General features: G+C 74.8%; 11 protein-coding genes. 7 read left to right on the plus strand and 4 right to left on the minus strand.

Annotated elements, in window-relative coordinates; translation table 11 throughout:
- Nucleotides 1–683: 683 nt before the first annotated feature.
- Nucleotides 684–872 carry a hypothetical protein gene (locus VF092_19760; GenBank protein HEX6749541.1) on the minus strand — a complete coding sequence of 63 codons (189 nt, stop codon included), beginning with the start codon at nt 870–872 and terminating at the stop codon, nt 684–686.
- 199 nt (nt 873–1,071) lie between these two features.
- On the opposite strand from VF092_19760, the gene VF092_19765 reads away from it, so the two are divergent.
- From VF092_19765 to VF092_19780, 4 genes are all read left to right on the plus strand, one after another.
- Nucleotides 1,072–3,417, plus strand: a complete 2,346-nt coding sequence (locus tag VF092_19765; protein HEX6749542.1) for an MASE1 domain-containing protein — start codon at nt 1,072–1,074, stop codon at nt 3,415–3,417.
- Nucleotides 3,418–3,993: 576 nt separating this feature from the next.
- A complete protein-coding gene (locus tag VF092_19770; GenBank protein HEX6749543.1) occupies nt 3,994–5,085 on the plus strand; it encodes a sensor histidine kinase in 1,092 nt (363 codons plus the stop codon).
- A gap of 747 nt (nt 5,086–5,832) precedes the next feature.
- Nucleotides 5,833–8,727, plus strand: a complete 2,895-nt coding sequence (locus tag VF092_19775) for an ATP-binding protein (protein HEX6749544.1) — start codon at nt 5,833–5,835, stop codon at nt 8,725–8,727.
- 9 nt (nt 8,728–8,736) lie between these two features.
- Nucleotides 8,737–9,315 (plus strand): hypothetical protein, encoded by a 579-nt coding sequence (locus VF092_19780; GenBank protein ID HEX6749545.1) that lies wholly within the window; start codon nt 8,737–8,739, stop codon nt 9,313–9,315.
- A 378-nt stretch (nt 9,316–9,693) separates the two neighbouring features.
- Here the strand turns inward: VF092_19780 and VF092_19785 are convergent, their stop codons facing one another.
- Entirely contained in the window at nt 9,694–10,266 is a 573-nt protein-coding gene (locus VF092_19785) for an HdeD family acid-resistance protein (protein HEX6749546.1), read from the minus strand.
- A gap of 837 nt (nt 10,267–11,103) precedes the next feature.
- On the opposite strand from VF092_19785, the gene VF092_19790 reads away from it, so the two are divergent.
- The 3 genes from VF092_19790 (at nt 11,104) to VF092_19800 (ending at nt 14,822) form a co-directional block, all read left to right on the plus strand.
- Entirely contained in the window at nt 11,104–12,132 is a 1,029-nt protein-coding gene (locus VF092_19790) for a formylglycine-generating enzyme family protein (GenBank protein HEX6749547.1), read from the plus strand.
- A gap of 187 nt (nt 12,133–12,319) precedes the next feature.
- A complete protein-coding gene (locus tag VF092_19795; protein ID HEX6749548.1) occupies nt 12,320–13,747 on the plus strand; it encodes a DUF1214 domain-containing protein in 1,428 nt (475 codons plus the stop codon).
- A gap of 301 nt (nt 13,748–14,048) precedes the next feature.
- Nucleotides 14,049–14,822, plus strand: coding sequence for an energy transducer TonB (locus VF092_19800; protein HEX6749549.1), 774 nt, complete (start codon nt 14,049–14,051; stop codon nt 14,820–14,822).
- Nucleotides 14,823–14,986: 164 nt separating this feature from the next.
- Here VF092_19800 and VF092_19805 read toward each other — a convergent pair whose 3' ends face one another.
- Together VF092_19805 and VF092_19810 are read right to left on the minus strand one after the other, a co-directional pair.
- Nucleotides 14,987–15,577 carry a hypothetical protein gene (locus VF092_19805; GenBank protein HEX6749550.1) on the minus strand — a complete coding sequence of 197 codons (591 nt, stop codon included), beginning with the start codon at nt 15,575–15,577 and terminating at the stop codon, nt 14,987–14,989.
- Between the two features lie 275 nt (nt 15,578–15,852).
- On the minus strand, nt 15,853–16,998 hold the full coding sequence (locus VF092_19810; GenBank protein HEX6749551.1) for a serine hydrolase domain-containing protein: 1,146 nt from the start codon (nt 16,996–16,998) through the stop codon (nt 15,853–15,855).
- Nucleotides 16,999–17,523 lie beyond the last annotated feature (525 nt).

Raw genomic sequence — 17,523 nt, forward strand, 5'->3', positions numbered from 1 at the left:
CGGCGCGGGCGCGAGCCCGCTCGTTCCCCGCGGCGGAGATTCCCGGACCCGCCCCCTCCGCTGCGGGCCGGGCCCGCCGCACCCTCCTCTCCACGGGAGACGCCCATCTCCCGCCCGCCTGCCGCCTCGCGCGGCGGGATCACCCGCGAGGCACGCGGGACGGGGGGCCGCCGCTCGCTCGTCGCGGCACCCCTCGTCCCGCACTCCCGGCCGGACCTTCGCTCATCCCCATCCTGGCGATACGAGCTCCGCGCGCGGCGCCGGGCCTTCCCACCGCTTCGTGGGGGCCCGTGCGCCGGCGCGCTCATCCGGGGAGGGGAAAGAGGCGGCGGATGGCCGCGGTGAGCCGGCCGGCGTGCGGCGGCGGCCCGGGGGCGGGGGAGGCGGGCGGCGGCGGTTCGCGGAGGTTGACTCGCCGGCCGCGGACGGTGCGGATCGCACCGCCCCCGAAGCTCCGCCCAGCGGTGGAGCGGCCGCCTCTCCCGCGCGTCCTCGTGATCATCGCGTCGAACCGGCGAGGGGGGGACCGCGGCGCGGCCTTCACGCGGCGGGTGGGACCGACCGGCAGGCTCCGGTACTGCGCCGGACGGTCGCCGCTCCGGGACAGGCGTGGCGGACCCGCACCCGGCTCGCGGGCCGGCCGACAGCAGGCCGGCCCGCACCACACGCGCGTGAAGGCCCGGTCAGCTCTCCCGCCGCCGGTCGCCGGCGCGGCGCCGGCGGCGCGGCTCCGCGGCCCGCCGCGCCTCGTCGGTGCGCGGCGCGTCGTGGGCGTCCAGGCCCCGGAGCGGGAGGACGGGCTCGTCGTCCCATCCCGACCCGAAGTAGGGGCTGTCGATCCGCTCGCGCGGCCATTCGGCCGGGTACGGCATGGCGTCGCTCCTTCCTTCGACCCGACGTGTCCACCCGGAGCCGGCCGGCGTGCCCGGCCCCGGCGCCTTTCCCCAGGATAGCGCGCGGCCGGGCACGGGGCTTGGAGGTTTTTGCGCCGCCGCGGCCGGAACGTTCCGGCGCAGGTTGTGCCGCGTCGCCCGCGAGCGTAAACGTTAGTGCGCCTGCGGAGATCGGGAGATGATCCAGGACCCTGCGCGGCAGCCTCAACGCACGCACGACGGCGCTCCCCCGGCCCGGTGGATGCTGGGGGTGGCGGCGGCCTACGCGCTGGGCGTATGGGCCGGGCGGTCGCTCGCGGTCGCGGGGATCGCGCTGGCGTGGCCGCCCAACGCCGTGCTGCTGGCGGCGCTGCTGGCGGCGCGCACCCGGCTGTGGCCGCTCCTGCTGGCGGCGGGCGCGGCGGCGCACCTGCTCACCCACCCCGGCGTTCCCCTCCCGCAGCAGGCCCTCCAGTACCTGCACAACTGCGTCCTGGCGCTCCTGGCCGCCGGGGGCGTGCGCTGGCTGAACGGGGTGCAGCCCCCCCTGGACCGGTTCCGGTGCATGGCGCTGTACCTGGGGGTGGGCGCGCTGGCCGCGCCGGCCGCCGCGGCGCTGCTGGCGGCGTGGCTGCGCGTTCCCACCAGCGGCGAGGCCCTCCGAGTCCTCTGGTGGCGCGACTTCCTGTCCAACGCGCTGGGGTTCGCGGTGCTGGTGCCCGCCGCCTTCGGTGTGCGCGAGTGGCCGCGCGTGTGGCGCGGCCCCCCCGCGCGCGTGGCCGAGGCGGCGGTGCTGGGGCTGGGGCTGGTGGGGGCGGGGCTGTCCGCCGCGGCCGAGCTGTTCGGCGGCCCCGCGGTGCACGCCGAGCGGACCACGCTGCCCCTGCCGTTCCTGGTGTGGGCGGCGGTGCGCTTCGGACGGGTCGGCGCGGCCACGGCCCTGCTGCTGCTGACGGTGACGCTGATGGGCGCCGCCCACCAGGCGGGCGCGGCGTCGGGCGAGCCGCTTCCCGTGCAGGCGTTCCTGGTGGCCGTGTCGCTTCCCGTCCTGCTCCTGGCGGCGCTGGTCGAGGACCGCAACGCGGCGGCGGCCCGGGAGCGCCTGGCCGACGAGCGGGTGAGCCTGGCGCTCGAGGCGTCGCACACGGGCACCTGGGAGTGGGCGGTGCACTCCGGGCGGGTGGTGTGCTCGCAGACCAACTACCGCATCTTCGGGCTTCCCGAGGGCGAGCCGGCGGGCGCGCGGCAGTTCTGGGCGCGGGTGCACCCCGCCGACCGCAGGCGGGTGCGCATGGAGGCCGCCGTGGCGCTGCGCGAGGGGGGGTTCACCACCGAGCTGCGGGTGCTGCACCCCGACGGCCGCGTGCGCTGGGTGCGCACCTCGGGGCGCGCCGTGGCCGGCGGCGACGGCCGGGCCGAGCACCTGGTGGGGGTGAACGTCGACATCACCGAGCACAAGGAGGCCGAGCTGGCGCTGCGCGCCAGCGAAACCCGCACGCGCGCCATCCTGCGCGCGCTTCCCGACCTGATGTTCCTGCAGGACCGCGAGGGGCGCTACCTCGACTACTACGCGCGCGACGTGGCCGACCTGCTGGTGCCCCCCGAGCAGTTCCTGGGAAAGCGGCTCGACGAGGTGCTGCCGCCGGAGCTGTCGGCGCAGCTGCGCCCCGTGCTGCAGGCCACGTTCAGGACCGGCGGCCCCGAGGTCACCGAGTACGCGCTGCCGATGAACGGCCGGACGCGGCACTACGAGGCGCGGCTGGTGCGCTGCGGCACCGACGCGGTGCTCAGCATCGTGCGCGACGTGACCGAGGAGCGCCGCTCGCAGGCGGCGCTGGCCGAGCGCGAGGAGCAGCTGCGGGCGCTCACCGCGCGCCTGCTGACCGCGCAGGAGGAGGAGCGCAGCCGGGTGGCGCGCGAGATCCACGACGACGCGGGGCAGCAGCTGGCCGCGCTGGCCTTCGAGGTGAGCGCGCTGCAGCGGCGGCTGGAGGCCGCGCACCCGGAAGAGACCGACGCGCTGGCCACGCTCGAGCGCTCCATCGAGGCGCTGGCGGCGGGGATCCGCGGGATCTCGCACCGGCTGCACCCCTCGGTGCTCGAGTTCGCCGGGCTGGCGGCCGCGCTGCGCTCGCACTGCGCCGAGGCGGCGGAGGGGATGGGGATCGCCATCCACCTGGAGGTGGGCCCGCGGATGGAGCGCGTTCCCCACGACACGGCGCTGGCGGCCTACCGCATCGTGCAGGAGGCGCTGCGCAACGTGCGGCATGCCGGCGCGGCCAACGCCTGGGTGAAGGTGTCGCGCGTGCGGCGCGAGCTGCGGGTGCGCGTGCGCGACGACGGCCGCGGGATGCGCGACGGGCCGCCGGCGCCCGGCGGGCTGGGGCTGGTGAGCATGCGCGAGCGCGCCCGCCTGGTGGGCGGCACGCTGTGGGTGACCTCGCCCTCGCGCGGCGGAACCTCGATCGAGGCCCGCCTCCCCGTACGCACCTTCCCGCTCCCCGCCCCGCCCCCCGGGCACCCGGCGCCCGCGCGTGGCGATTGAGCCGGACGTCGTCGCAGGGGCCCACCCTTTCATCTCCATCCCCCGTCCGCTCAAAATGGCCGCACAGGCAGGGGGAGCCGCACCGGCATCCAGGGGGATGCGGCGCAGCGTGTTCCGCCCTTCCTTCCGCTAGCCGAGCAGGCTTTGTCGGCATCGACGCGAAGACCCGTTGGACGAACCCTTAACAACTCCGGCTCCGCAGGTGTCCATTTACAAGCGAGCGTCGATTTCCTCGTTAAAGATCTTTTAGGGTTTAAACATGTTTGTCTACTTCCTTCACCTGAGCTCCGGGCAGCGATTGTCGAATTACCTCGTTACAACTCACACGGCGAGCGGCCACGCCACTTTTTCAGAGCCTGATACAGAAGATGGTATCAGACGTTTTTCGATAATTGTTATTTTTACGGATTGACGCGTCCATATTATCCACCAACGTTGGAGGAAAGTGCTCCATACGGACGCTTTCGGCAGACGGGCCACACCTCCACCCGGCGAAATCCCATGGACGCACTGGAGTGCTCGACCCCGCGAAGCGAGCCTCCGCCCCGGAGCGGAGCGGGCCGGGCGGAAGTGATCGTGCTGGTTCCCGGATGGCTGCGGCTGCCGCCGGCGGCGGGCCCCCTTCCCAAAGGCATCGGAAAGAGTCGCAAGGCGATGGCGGGCGCCGAACGCAAGGGTGAGCACGGCCCGCCGCGCGGGCTCGGTACCGCGGAGGCGGCCCCCGCCGAGGCGGCCGACGCCGGGACTCCCGGCCACGCGATCTCACCGCCCGCCGGCGCGGGGGAGGCCGCTCCGGAGGCGGCGGAGGCCGACGGGGTGGAGCGGGAGGGGGGCGACGCCGAGCTCGTCCAGGCGCTGGTCGACCGCCATCTCACGTTGATGGAGCAGTGCCGGATCCAGCTGGAGCGCAGCGCGGTGGCGGTGCAGCGCAGCCGGATGGAGCGGGAACGCGGCTGGCGTGACGCCGGATACCCGCTGCCCATGGGGGACCAGGCACGCTCCCCCACCCTGGCGGGGCGGCTGATCGCGGCGCAGGAGGAGGAGCGGCGGCGCATCTCGCTGGAGCTGCACGACGCGGTGAGCCAGCGGGTGGCCGCCGTCTGCATCTCGCTGCGCCGGCTGCAGTACCGGCTGCGCGACGACGCCGCCGCGGCGGGGCAGCTCGAGCAGGTGCTGGACGTGCTGGGTGAGCTGGTGCACGGGGTGCGCCACATGTCGCACGCCATGCACCCGCCGGTGCTGGAGCTGGCGGGGCTGGGCGCCGCGCTGCGCGGCCACTGCCACGAGCTGCGCACCCTGGCCCGCTTCGAGGTCGAGGTGGCCGCCGACGACCTCCCGCCGGTGAAGCCCGACGCGGCGCTGTGCCTGTTCCGCGTGGCGCAGGAGGCGCTGGGCAACGTGCTGGCGCATGCCGGCGTGAAGCGGGCCACCCTGGCCGTGGCGCCGCTGGGCGAGGGGCTGGAGCTGGTGGTGAGCGACCGGGGGATCGGCTTCGACCCCGACCTGGCGGCGCCGGGGCTGGGGCTGGTGGGGATGCGCGAGCGCGTGTGGCTGCTGGGCGGCACCTTCTCCGTGCACAGCGACCCGGGCGAGGGGACGGTGATCCGCGCCTGGATCCCGCTGGCGGAGCCGGAGCCCGAGGCCGACGACCACGACGAGGCCACCTGACTGATGCCGAATCGCCGGATCAACCGTGCATTGGAGGGAGGAATCGGCTCGTCATTCCGAAGACGCTGCGCCGCCCTGTCTTCCATGCCGAAGCCGTGACGCCTGAGGAATCCGTGGCCGGCTCCCGAGCCACAGTCCGCCTGTCGCTCGGACGCAGGCCACCGATTCCCCGGGCGCCGCCCGGCTTCGGCGCGATCTGAGATCCAGAGCAGCGGCGTCGCTGAATAATTGCGGCAGCCGTTATGACTGAGGCCAGGTCCGGGTGAAACGATCGCGATGCGTCCGACCGAATCCCCGTGCCGGCGCGCGATGCATCCTTCGGCCTGCATCGCTTGCACAGGCGCTGATTACGGTCTGGCCGGCCTCGGGATGACGTCCGGGGCATCGTCCGGAGGCATCGACAGATTCCCCGATCCGTGTGACCCGCCGGCGCGGCACCGCCGACCGGCGGCACCGGGTTGGCCGTCGCCCGCGAGGGGACGGCTTTTTCCGCCGACTGCCAATCCTGTCCAATCGCCCGGGGCGGCGCGGCCGTAACGTACGCCCGTCGACGCTCGCTCGTCCCGCCCGTCTCCATCCCCCCGCTGCCGCCGGCGACCACGGTCTCCGTGCCGCGGAGCCGGCGGGCGCGGTGGACCGGTGCGCTCCCGACAACATTATGCAATCTCCAAACCGCCATCTCCCAGATGTTTAGTCGAGTTCCACCCAGCGTGCCCGGCCCTGGCTCGACGAGGGGATGGTACCACCGTGACGACTACAGCCGCACCCGCTGTCATTCTGCCGCAGGCGCCGGCGGCCGCCCCCCCGGCGGCCGACGGGAAGGCGGGGCCCGAGCTCGAGCGCGTGGCGCGGCTGGCGGCGCGGGTGCTCGACACGCCCACGGCGGTGGTCACGCTGGTGGGGAAGGACGGCGAGACGGTGGCCGCCGGCGCCGGGCTGCGCGACGCGCTGGGGGTGGGCGCCGCGCTCCCGCTCACCCGCGCCTTCCCGCGGCGCAGCGGCGGGCACGGGCTGCTGTCGGTGCGTGACTCGCGCCGCGGCGGCGCGGGGCGGCGGCTGGCGTCGCTCTCGCACGCGGGGGTGGTGGCGTGCCTGGCCCAGCCGCTCCTCGACGGGCACGGGAAGGTGCGCGGGGCGCTGGCGGCCTTCGACTACCTCCCCCGCGCCTGGGTGGACGACGAGGTGCTGGTGCTGCAGGAGCTGGCTGCGTTCGCCTGCCACGAGGTGGAGCGGATGGACGTGGAGGAGCAGGCGCGGCAGGTGGGCGACGCGCTGCGGGCGGCCCGCGAGGCGCTGACCGGCGCCGACGCCATGCGCGGGATCGCCGAGCAGCCGCTGGTGGGGCTGTTCATGCTGGAAGGCGGCCGCGTCCGCTGGGCGAACCCCGAGTTCGCGCGGATCGTGGGCCACACGCTCGAGGAGATCACGGCGATGGACGCCCCCGAAGACCTGCTGTTCGAGGGAGACGACCGCGAGCGGCTGCTGGCCGCCGCGCGCGCGCTGGAGCCCGGCGCCGGGAGCGTGCACGTGTGCACCCCGGTGCGCCGGCGCGACGGCAGCGAGGCGCGGATGGAGCTGCACCTGGGACGCATCGCCCTGGGCGACCGCGTGGCGGTGGTGGGCGCGGCGCAGGAGCTGGGTCCCGCGCTGGCCGGCGACGACGCGCTGCGCGCCGAGCTGGCGCGCTACCGCCGGGCCTTCGAGGACGACCTGTGCGGGGCGGTGGTGGCCTCGGCCGACTGCCGCATCATCGTGTGCAACGCCGAGTTCGCGCGCCTGGCGGGGTTCCCCTCGCCCGAGTCGGCGGCCGGGGTGGAGCTGAACCGGCTCGAGGCCGAGCCGGGCGAGCTGGCCGCGCGGGTCGAGCGGCTGCGCCGCAGCGGCGGCGTCACCGGGCCCGACGAGCTGGAGTTCGCCCGGCGCGACGGCACCCGCGTGCGGGTGGTGGCCCGGCTGGCCGCCGACTTCGACGAGGCGGGGCGCCCGCTGGAGTTCCGCGCCTACCTGGTGGACGTGACCCAGCGCGCGCTGCGCGAGCAGGCGCTGCAGCTGAGCGACGAGCGGCTGCGGCTGCTGGAGCTGGCCACCAACGACGTGACCTGGGACTGGGACCTGGCCACCGGCCGCCTGTCGTGGAACGAGGCCGGCGCCCTGCGGCTGCGCTACACCGCCGACGAGGTGCGGGCCTCGCCCGAGTGGCACTTCGAGCGCGTGCACCCCGACGACCGCGAGCGGGTGGTGGCCGGGCTGCACGAGGCCATCAGCGGGGTGGCCGCCGCCTGGACCGACGAGTACCGCTTCCTGCGCGGCGACGGCACCTACGCCACCGTGCACGACCGCGCCTACGTGATGCGCAACCAGCGCGGCGAGCCGGTGCGGGTGACGGGGTGGATGGTGGACGTGACCGAGCGCAAGCGCGCGGAAGAGAGCCAGCGCTTCCTGGCCCGCGCCGGCGCCGTGCTCGACTCGGCGCTCGACGTGGAGGTGACGCTGGCCAGCCTGGCCCGGCTGTGCGTTCCCGTGCTGGGCGACTTCTGCATGCTCGACACGGTGGAGCCCGACGGCGGCGTGCAGCGCCAGGCGGTGGCCCACGTGCGCCCCTCGCGCGAGAAGCTGCTGGCCCCCGACGCCGCCGTGCCGCCGGGCGCCGACGGGCGCGGCAACCCCGTGGCGCAGGTGGCGCGCTCCGGCGAGCCGGTGCTGTGCGCCGAGTGCGACGAGCCGGCGCTGGGCGTGCTCGACGCCACCCTGGGCGCGGGGAACGCCCGCCGCCTGGGCACCCACTCGTACATGGTGGTGCCCGTGACCGCGCACGAGAAGGTGCTGGCGGTGCTCACCCTGGGGATCAGCCAGCGCGGCCGCCGCTACGGGCCCATGGACCTGATGCTGGCCAAGGACCTGGCGCAGCGCGGCGCGCTGGCGCTGGAGAACGCGCGCCTCTACGAGACGGCCCAGCACGCCCTGCGCGCCCGCGAGGAGGTGCTGGGCGTGGTGTCGCACGACCTGCGCAGCCCGCTCAGCACCATCGTCACCACGGCCACGCTCCTGTCCGAGATCACCCGCGAGCGGCGCGAGGAAACCCGCCGCTGGCTGGGGGTGATCGGCCGCGCCGCCGCGCAGATGGACTCGCTGATCGGCGACCTGCTGGACGTGAGCAGCATGGAGGCGGGGCGCTTCGAGGTGGCGCCCGCGCGCAGCGACCTCACCACGCTCCTGGCCGAGTGCTGCGAGCAGTTCCGCCCGCTCTGCCAGTCGCAGGAGCTGGTGCTGCAGTGCGACCTTCCCGACGCGCTCCCGCAGGCGAGCTTCGACGAGCGGCAGCTGCGCCGGGTGCTGGTGAACCTGCTGGGGAACGCGGTCAAGTTCTCGCGCCGGGGGGGCTCCATCCACCTGCTGGCCGAGGCCGCCGACGGCGAGGTGCGGGTGGGAGTGGCCGACCAGGGGCCGGGGATCCCCGACGAGCACCGGGTGCGGGTGTTCGACCGCTTCTGGAAGGCCGACAACGGCGACCGCCGCGGCGCCGGGCTGGGGCTGGCCATCGCCCAGGGGATCGTGGAGGCGCACGGCGGGCGGATCTGGGTGGAGAGCGAGCCGGGCGTGGGAAGCACCTTCTGGTTCGCCCTCCCGCTCCCCGCCGACTAGGCCCCGCCCATGACCGCGCGCGCCGGCGTCGACCCGGCCTCGCCCCCGGCGGAGCTGTGGCGCAGCCGGGGGCGGCTGCTGGTGCCCGGGGGCGCGCTGGCGGTGCTGGGCGCCTTCTCCGTGCTGCTGGCGGCGGCCACCCCCTTCTTCTCGCTGGGGGTGTTCGGCCGGCTGCTGGTGCTGGCCGGGGTGGTGGAAACGGCGCAGGGGCTCCGCCTCTGGCGCAGCGGCTGGGCCGGCGTGGTTCCCGCGCTGGTGGCCGGCGTGCTGTACCTGGTGTGCGGCGTGCTGGTCACCGCGGGCGGGCCGGCGCCGGTGGCGGCCGTCACGCTGACCATGGCCGCGGTGCTGATCGCGGGCGGGGCGCTGCGGCTGCTCTGGCCGCTCCGCGCCGCCGTCCCGGGGCGCCGCGCCTCGGCCGCGCACGGCGCGGTCACGCTCCTCCTCGGCCTCGGGCTGTGGGCCGTGCGCCCGGCCAACTCCCTCTCTCCCGTGGGGCTGTTCGTGGGGGGAGACCTGCTGGCGTCGGGCGCCATGCTCCTGTTCCTGGCCCGCACCGCCCGCCGCTTCGCTCCGAGCGGGCCGTGATCGCGGGATGAGGATCGGGGGATCTCCACGATCGCATTCAGTCGACGCATCCGCACCGCGACGGCATGACATCATCTCGATGCCAGCCACGCCGTAACTCGCGGCTACACAACAGCTTGCAGGATGGAGAACCTGCGGTCGAGGCCGCACGTGAGCTGGTGCGATGCCTCGGCATTCCCCGCCGGATTCCAGTCTCAGGGGGACGGAGATCCCTCGGAGGACCGCGGGGATCATTCGCTGCGGGATTGGGGGAGTCCGACGGGGATCGGGGACCTCGAGGGGAGCACGGACGTGGCGCGCGGAGGGACGGGCGGCAGGAGAGGGGGGATTCGCGCTCCGACCTTCGCTGCGTCCGTTCCCTCCGCGCGCTGACAGCGGTCAGGACGACGCCAGCCGCCTGGAGAATCCGCGCGCCTTGAAGGACATGACCACCAGCAGCACGCCGAAGCCGATCGACCACGCGCCGATCACCCAGAGCAGCGCCAGCGCCCCCTCTCCCGGCCGCGCAACGAGCAGGACGCCCAGCGCCACCAGTGACAGGCCGCCCAGGATGTACAGCCACTCGCCCGAAATCTCCTTGCGCAGGCGGATTGCGGCCACCAGCTGGAGAACGCCGTTGCCCAGCGCCCACACGGCGATGTAGGCGAGCAGCGCCCGCGCCGCCACGCCGGGCGCGGCGAAGGTCAGCACCGCCACGCCGATTCCCACCGCTCCGCCGAGCAGCAGCACCCAGCCGTTCTCGTCCGGTTCCCATCCCCCGAAGGCGGTCCACACCAGGAGGAGGCCGTCCAGCAGCGCGTAGGCACCGAAGAGCGCCACCAGCGCGCCGAGCGAGACCCCGGGTCGGAGCCAGCAGAGGATGCCGAACGCCACGGCCGCCAGGCCACGCACCAGCAGCACCCACCAGTTGCGCGACAGGATCGTGGCCAGCCGCTTCCTGATCGTCTCCATCTCCTCCTCCTTTGCCTCTCGCGGTCACGTCGCACCAGTCTCGGCGCGGCCGCGGCTCGCGCGCTTGCACGAACTTTTCGCCCGGCGGGACGTCTCACACCGAACCGTCGGATCGACTGTGCATGGGAGGAAGGAACAGGAATGGAATGTCATTCCGAAGGCGCCGCACCGACCTATCCTCCATGCCGAAGCCGTGGCGCCTGAGGAATCTGTGGCCGGCTCCCGAGCCACAGTCCGCCTGTCGCTCGGACGCAGGTTACGAGGGCTCGCCCCGCACCGATCTCCCCTGATGACGCAGTTAGCGATCTCGAGTCGCGCTCCCTGAGCCGCGGCCCGGGACGAGTTCTTCCCCGGATGCGGCGTTGCGCGTGCCTGTCCACGGCGCCGCCGGGCCGCGGCGGACAGGATCCCCCCGAACGCCACCGCCCCTTCGGCCGTCCTGCCGCGGACCATCCCACCCTGAACCCGCACCAGCGTCGGGACGCCGGCCGGCGGCTTCGGTTGTACGTCCTTGCCCCTCGTCGCGCAGCGGGAGCGGCCGGATGCGCGGCGCTGCATCCCTCGCGGCCGGACCGGCTCCGGCGTGCGGCGGGGTTCGGCAACATCGTGCAAGCGGGGCGGACGCGTGGATCCCATCCTTCGCGAAAGGGAGATCCGGCGTCCGCGGTCCCGCGGCGCCCCGGCACGAAGCGGACTTCGGGGGGACGCATGGCGGCGAGGCGGTGGCCGGGCGGCGGGGCGCGGCACGATGCGCCGCCGCGGGAGAGGCCCGGATGGCCGCCGTCGCTCGCCGGGAGACGCGAGAAGCTGGGCCAACGCCAGGAAAGGGAGGAGCGCGTGCGCAGGCCGCTGCAGACCACCAGGCTAGTCTGGCTTCCCGGGCCGCCCGTGGACCGCCGCCCCCCCGGCCCGCCGCCGGAGCCGGGGATGGTGTGGATCCCCGGCGGCAGCTTCCGCATGGGCTCCAACGACTTCTATCCCGAGGAGGCGCCCGTCCACCGCGTCGTCGTGCGCGGCTTCTGGATCGACCGCCATCCCGTGACCAACGCGCGCTTCAACCGCTTCGTGGCGGCCACCGGCTACCTGACCGTGGCCGAGCGCACCCCCGACCCGGCCGACTATCCGGGCGCCCTTCCCGAACGTCTGGTGCCCGGCTCGCTGGTGTTCCTGCCACCGCCCGACCGCGCCGAGCTGCGCAACCCGGTCGACTGGTGGACGTGGGTCCCCGGCGCCAGTTGGCAGCGGCCAGCCGGGCCCGGCAGCTCGCTGTCGGGGCTCGAGCGGCATCCCGTGGTGCACCTGGCGTGGGAGGACGTGGCCGCCTACGCCCGCTGGGCGCGCAAGGAGATCCCCACCGAGGCCGAGTGGGAGTTCGCGGCGCGCGGCGGGCTGGACGGCCGCGCCTACGCTTGGGGCGACGAGCTGGCGCCCGGCGGGCGGGCGATGGCCAACGTGTGGCGCGACGGCTTCGCGTCGGCGCGCGCGGCGGGGCGGCGGTGGGAGCGCACCTCGCCGGTGGGCGCGTTCCCGCCCAATGGCTACGGGCTGTACGACGTCATCGGCAACGTGTGGGAATGGACCGCCGACTGGTGGCGGTGGCACGCCGGGGCCAAGGGCCCCTGCTGCACCGGCGTCGTTCCCTCCGGCGCCGACCGGAAGGCGAGCGTCGACCTCGACACGCCCGACCTCCGCTTTCCGCGCAAGGTGCTGAAGGGCGGCTCGTACCTGTGCGCGCCGGACTACTGCGCGCGCTACCGCCCGGCCGCGCGCATCCCGCAGCGGGTGGGCACGGCTACCGGGCACGTCGGCTTCCGCTGCGTCGTCCGCGTCCCGGCAGAGAGGGGAGGCGCGGCGCCGCCGCAGTGACGGGCGCCGCCGCCGCGCCGGACGCGGCCGGAGGAGCGGCGTCTTGGAGCAGCGGGGGCGCGGGGGGCGCATCCCTGGCCGGGGCCCCTCGTTCCCCGCTGCTCCACGGTCCGCGCGGGAGACCATCCGGGGGCGTGCACGAGTCCGGCGACGGTCGGGGAGGAGCGCCGCAGGAGGAGATCTGGAGATGAGGACCACCGCCGCACGCCCGCGAGCCGCGGCCCCGGCCGACCCGCCGGCGCCGTCGCGCCCCGGCTGGCCGGCCGCGCCGGCGCCGGGAACCCGCATCACCGAGGGATATGCGCGCATGGTGGCGCGCGAGGCGTACTTCTGGGCGTGGCCGCTGCTGGCCCTGTACAACCAGCGCCTCGCCTTCGCCCGGCTGCGCCGCCCCGGGCGCATCGGCGGGGTGATGCCCGCCGCGCCGCCCGGCCGGCTGGCGATGCTGGCCGACGTGCTCGACCCCGGCGAGCGCTGGCGGGCCTGCCCCGACCAGGACGTGGTGCACGGGATGGGCGTGCTGGCGCTCGACGACACGCCGGTGGTGGTGCAGGTGCCGGACTTCGGCCGCCGCTTCTGGGTGTACGAGGCGGTCGACCTGCGCACCGACGGCTTCGCCGAGCTGGGCGCGATGTACGGCACGGCGCCGGGGTTCTACCTGCTGGCCGGTCCGGCCTGGCGCGGCGAGGCGCCGACGGGGATCCGCCGCGTCTTCCAGGCCACCACCAGCACCGGCGCGGTCGAGGCGCAGGTGTTCGTCGACGACACCGAGGACGACCGGGAGGCCGCCGGGTCGCTGCTCAGCGGCGTGGTGATGTACCCGCTGGCCGAGTACGACGGCAGCTGGAAGCGCCGCGACTGGCGCCGCGCGGCCACGCTCCCCGGCGACGTGGACGAGGTCCGCCGGGTGGACCCGGCGAAGTTCCTCGAGCGGCTGCCGCGGGTGCTGCGCGACGCGCCGCCGCTCCCCGGCGAGGAGGCGCACTACGCCGAGATGCTGGCCGTCCTCGCCGCCGCGGCCGGTGACGACGCGCTCGCGAGCGCGGTGCTACACGAGGTTCGCATGGCCGACTGCGACGTGGTGGGTCCGCTGGCCGAGTTCCGCAACTACGGCGTCCCGCTCCCCCACCACTGGACCACCACCGAGAACGGCGCGGCCTTCGGCGCCGACTACTTCACCCGCACGGCCGTGGGGAGATCGGAGCTCCCGCTCAACCGCCCCAACGAGGTGAAGTGCTTCTGCCAGGACCGCGACGCGCACGGCGTGCGCCTCAACTCACGCTCGCGCTACGAGGTCACCTTCTTCAAGGGACGGCTTCCGCCCGTGCGGGGGCCGTGGTCGCTCGCCCTGTACGACGAGTGGCACTTTGCCCCGGCGAACGCCCTCGGCCGGCATTCCGTCGGCACCCGCAGCCACGATCTCCGCACGGCGGCGGACGGATCGGTCACCCTCTACCTGCAGCCCGACGAGCCCGACGATCCCGCGGACCGGGCGAACTGGCTCCCCTCGCCGCCGGGGCGCGACTTCTCCCTGGTGCTGCGCGCCTACTGGCCCGACGCCGCCATCCTCGACGGCAGGTGGACTCCGCCGCCGGTGGCCCGCGCGCCGGCGTGACCCGCCGCGCATCCCCGCCCACGGGCCGCTTCCGGCGACGGGAGCGGCCCGTCCGCGTTCCGGCCTGATCTCCTCCCCTCGTCCCCTCTCCCGGACCCCGTCCCCAACTCGTTCTCCCGGTCGCTGGCAAACCCGTGCAAGACCGCCGCGGCCTCTCCGGAATATGCTCAAGTCGAAGCGGCACAACGAGCTACGCGCTCTGGTGCGCCGCCGCGGCATGAACAGATGTGGTGTGCGATCCGCCCCTCCGCGGCACCCGCGGCGGCGCGGGACGGGTCGCGGCAGCCGCCCGGAGGGAGCGATGTTCGAGAAGGCCGTCAGGCGGCGGGCGGATCGGCGGATCGGCCTCGGGCCCCGCGAGATCGCGGCTTCCGTAGGTGCGCACGTGCTGGTGGCCGCCGCGATCGTCGCCACGCCGCCCGGGCAGCCCACCCCGGTCTCGACCGAGACGGCTACCATCCTCCTGCTCTACTCGCCGCCGCCGCCGCCGGCGCCCGCCCTGCCACGCCAGGTGCGCGCGCCCGCCCGCACCCGCACGCTGCAGCCCGGGCTGCTCCGCGCCGCGGCGCCTACGCCCGAGCCGCAGCGCCCGCGCGACGCGGTGGAGCCGCTCCTTCGCGCGCCGGTGGTTGCGGTGCTGCACCCGGGCGACCCGCCGGCGCTGGACCTGGCGCGCCTGCGCGGCCTGGGCGAGGCGGGCGCCGTTCCCGACAGCGGCGCCAGCCGGGCGGGCGCCGCCGGGAGCGCCGGGACGCCGGTGGTCGACGCCGGGGTCCTGGCCGAGCCCCCACAGATGGTGAACCGCCACGAGATCGCCCAGGTGCTCGGGCGGCTGTATCCCTTCCGCTTCCGCGTGCGGGGGACGGAGGGCGAGGTGGTGATGATGTTCATCATCGGGCTCGACGGCCGCGCGGAGATGGACAGCGTGCAGATCCTCTCGGCCACCGACCCCGGCTTCGTGGAGCCCACACTCAAGGGGCTGGCGCGGATGCGCTTCCGCCCCGCCGCGCTGAACGGCGTTCCCGTCCGGGTGCGCGCCACGCTTCCCGTCACCTGGATCCTCGGTGGATCCTGACGTTCAATTTGGGGAGAGGAAGTTCCTGAGTGCCCAGTGCCCAGTGCCCAGTGCCCAGTGCCCAGTGCACTCAGCACTCAATGAAGGTGGGTCGACCGTCGCCCGCCTTCGGGCGATGCGGGGGGATGGGGATGGAGACGGGTGGGAGGAGGAGGGCCGCCGAATCACCCCGGCGGCAGCGGCGCCGGGGCCAGCCCCGCGAACGCGGTGTGCGGAACCGGAAGGGTGCCGCGCAGCACCGCGGCGCCGGGCGCGCCCGAGAACACCAGCGCGGGCTCGCCGGCCATCGCGAACACCGTCTCGCCGGGGAGGTCCTCTACCGCCAGCTTCACGGCCTCGTCGAGCACCACGCCTGCCACCTCCGCGGCGCCGCTGGGCCCCACGAGCGCCACCAGCGCCGAGGTGGCCGGCGTGAGCAGGGCAGCCACGTCGCGCAGCTGGCCCTTCAGGGTGCGCGTGGCCCGCGCCGGCAGCGCGTCGTGCGGAACGGCCTCGAGCGCCGCGGCGCCTCCCATCAGCCCCAGCACCACGCCGGTCACCGACCACACCGCGAAGCCGCCGTCGCCGGCCCGTTCAGCCGCGGCCTGCACCAGCAGCGCGCCGTCGGGGCCCCGGGTGATGGCGGCCGCGTCGAGAATCCCCCGCGGCAGGTGGGCGCGCGCGCGGAGCACCGCGTCCAGCGCGCGCGAGGCGCCGGTACGGTCGCGGAAGGCGGCGGCAATCAGCTGCACGAACATGTCTGACACGGTGAGCACCTTCTCCGGCACGGTCCCCGCTTTGCGGCTGCGGACGGAAGATCGGGCAGCCACTCTCAGTGTTGCTCGCCGCCACCGTCGGGTCTTGTATGAAGTTGCAGGGCCACGCTGCGGACTGGCGCCGCGGCGCGGAGAACGGGAGGGGTGGGAAAAGGAGGTGCGAACGCTCCGGGAGGGCCTCTATGACCGCGCGCTCGGCGCCGCGTACCTGCAGGGCCTGTGGGAGGCGCTGGCGCGCGGCGAGGTGGACCACGCCTGAGGGCGCGACGTCGCGATCACTCCGGCAGCGCCGCGCGGATCCGCCGGAACACACGGACGGCGAGCCGTCCGGCATCGGCCTGGCCGCCCGCCGCGCTGCGCAGCACGATCACGCCGAAGCCGCGGCGGGTGTCGTACATCACCTGCGCCGTGTAGCCCGCCAGGTTCCCCGAGTGCCCCGCCGCCGTCACGTCACCCCAGCGGTACGCCTGGAACCCGAGGCCGTAGCCGTAGTCCAGGCTCGCCGCCGCGGCCACCGGCACCGTTTCGCGGGCGGCCAGCGTCTCGGGGCGGAGGATTCCCGCCGGGCCGAAGCCGAGCTCGAACGCCACCAGCTTCGCCACGTCTCCCACCGTGGAGTAGAGCCCGCCGCTGGCAACGCCGAAGCCGAGCCCGGTGCGGTGGTCCTCGGCGGCGTCGGCGTAGTTGAGGGTGTCGGGGAGGAGCTCGTCCCAGTCCACGCCGGTGGCCAGCCGTCCGGCCAAGGCGGGGGTCAACTCGAAGCCCGAGCCGCTCATCCCCAGCGGGCGCAGGAGGTGGCGTTCCACCCAGGGCACGTAGCGCTCGCCCGACGCGCGCGCCAGGGCCGCGGCCAGGATGGCGTAGCCGATGTTCGAGTAGCGGTAGCGCGTGCCCGGGGGCGCCGCGTAGCTCGTCGCCGGGAGCGCGGCCGCGAGCGACCGTTCCCACTCCGCGGGCAGGCCCCGCTGCGAACGGCGCCCGTCGTCCGGGTCGCGCGCGAGCCCCGAGGTCATGGTGGCGAGCTGCACCAGGGTGGGCGGCGCGCTCCCCGGCGGCCTCCCGCGCACCCGGCGGATCTCCGGGAGCCAGCGCTCGGCGGGGTCGGAAAGCTGCAGCCGTCCCGCCTCGGCCAGCTGCAGCAGCATGATGGCCGTGAGCTGCTTGGTGAGGGAGGCGACGCGGTAGACCGTCGCCGGCGTGGCCGGCCGGGTGCGCGCCCGGTCCTCGAACCCGTAGCTGGCGGTCCAGACGAGCGCCGGGCCCGAGACGATGCCGACGCTGATGCTGCCCAGGCTGTCCTTCGCGAACTCCGCCGCCGCGATGGAGTCCGCCGCGCGGAAGATCTCCGGGCCGAGCACCGGGGGACGGACGGTATCCAGCAGGATCGCAGCGGGGATGGCTAGGAGGGCGAGCGGCGGCATGGACTCTCCGGGTGGTGGGTGACGGTCTCGCGCGCTGCTTGGATGCACCGGATCCGCGCCGCGTTTAAGGCCCGGCGCCGAGGCCGGCGCACTGGACAGCCTGCGCTCACACATTCCTAATATCACCTGATTAGTCTAGGAGCCGGCGTTCCCGCGACGGGCTTGCAGGTCGCCCCGGCTTCGGCCTGTACGACCGCGCCCTCGGCGCCGCGTACCTGCAGGGGCTGTGGGAGGCGGTGACCGGATGACCCCTGCGGGGCCCCACGAGACGTCATCCTGAGGGCGGACAGACCGCAACCTCGGCCACGCCGATACCGTGCAGCCCGAAGGATCTGTGGCCCTGCGCCGGCACCGAAGGCCGCTTTCGGCGCGGGCGCCGCCCACAGATCGGTAGTGACTCTACTCATCAGTGATGAATTCTCCGAGTCAGGAATTCCTCCCAGGTCCAGACGTGGCCGCTCAGCCCGATGGCCATTGCGGGGGTTCGCTTGCGGTAGCGGTGCCCCTTCGGCAGGTCGGATGCCT

It is taken from the genome of Longimicrobium sp. (assembly GCA_036377595.1).
GTDB lineage: Bacteria > Gemmatimonadota > Gemmatimonadetes > Longimicrobiales > Longimicrobiaceae > Longimicrobium.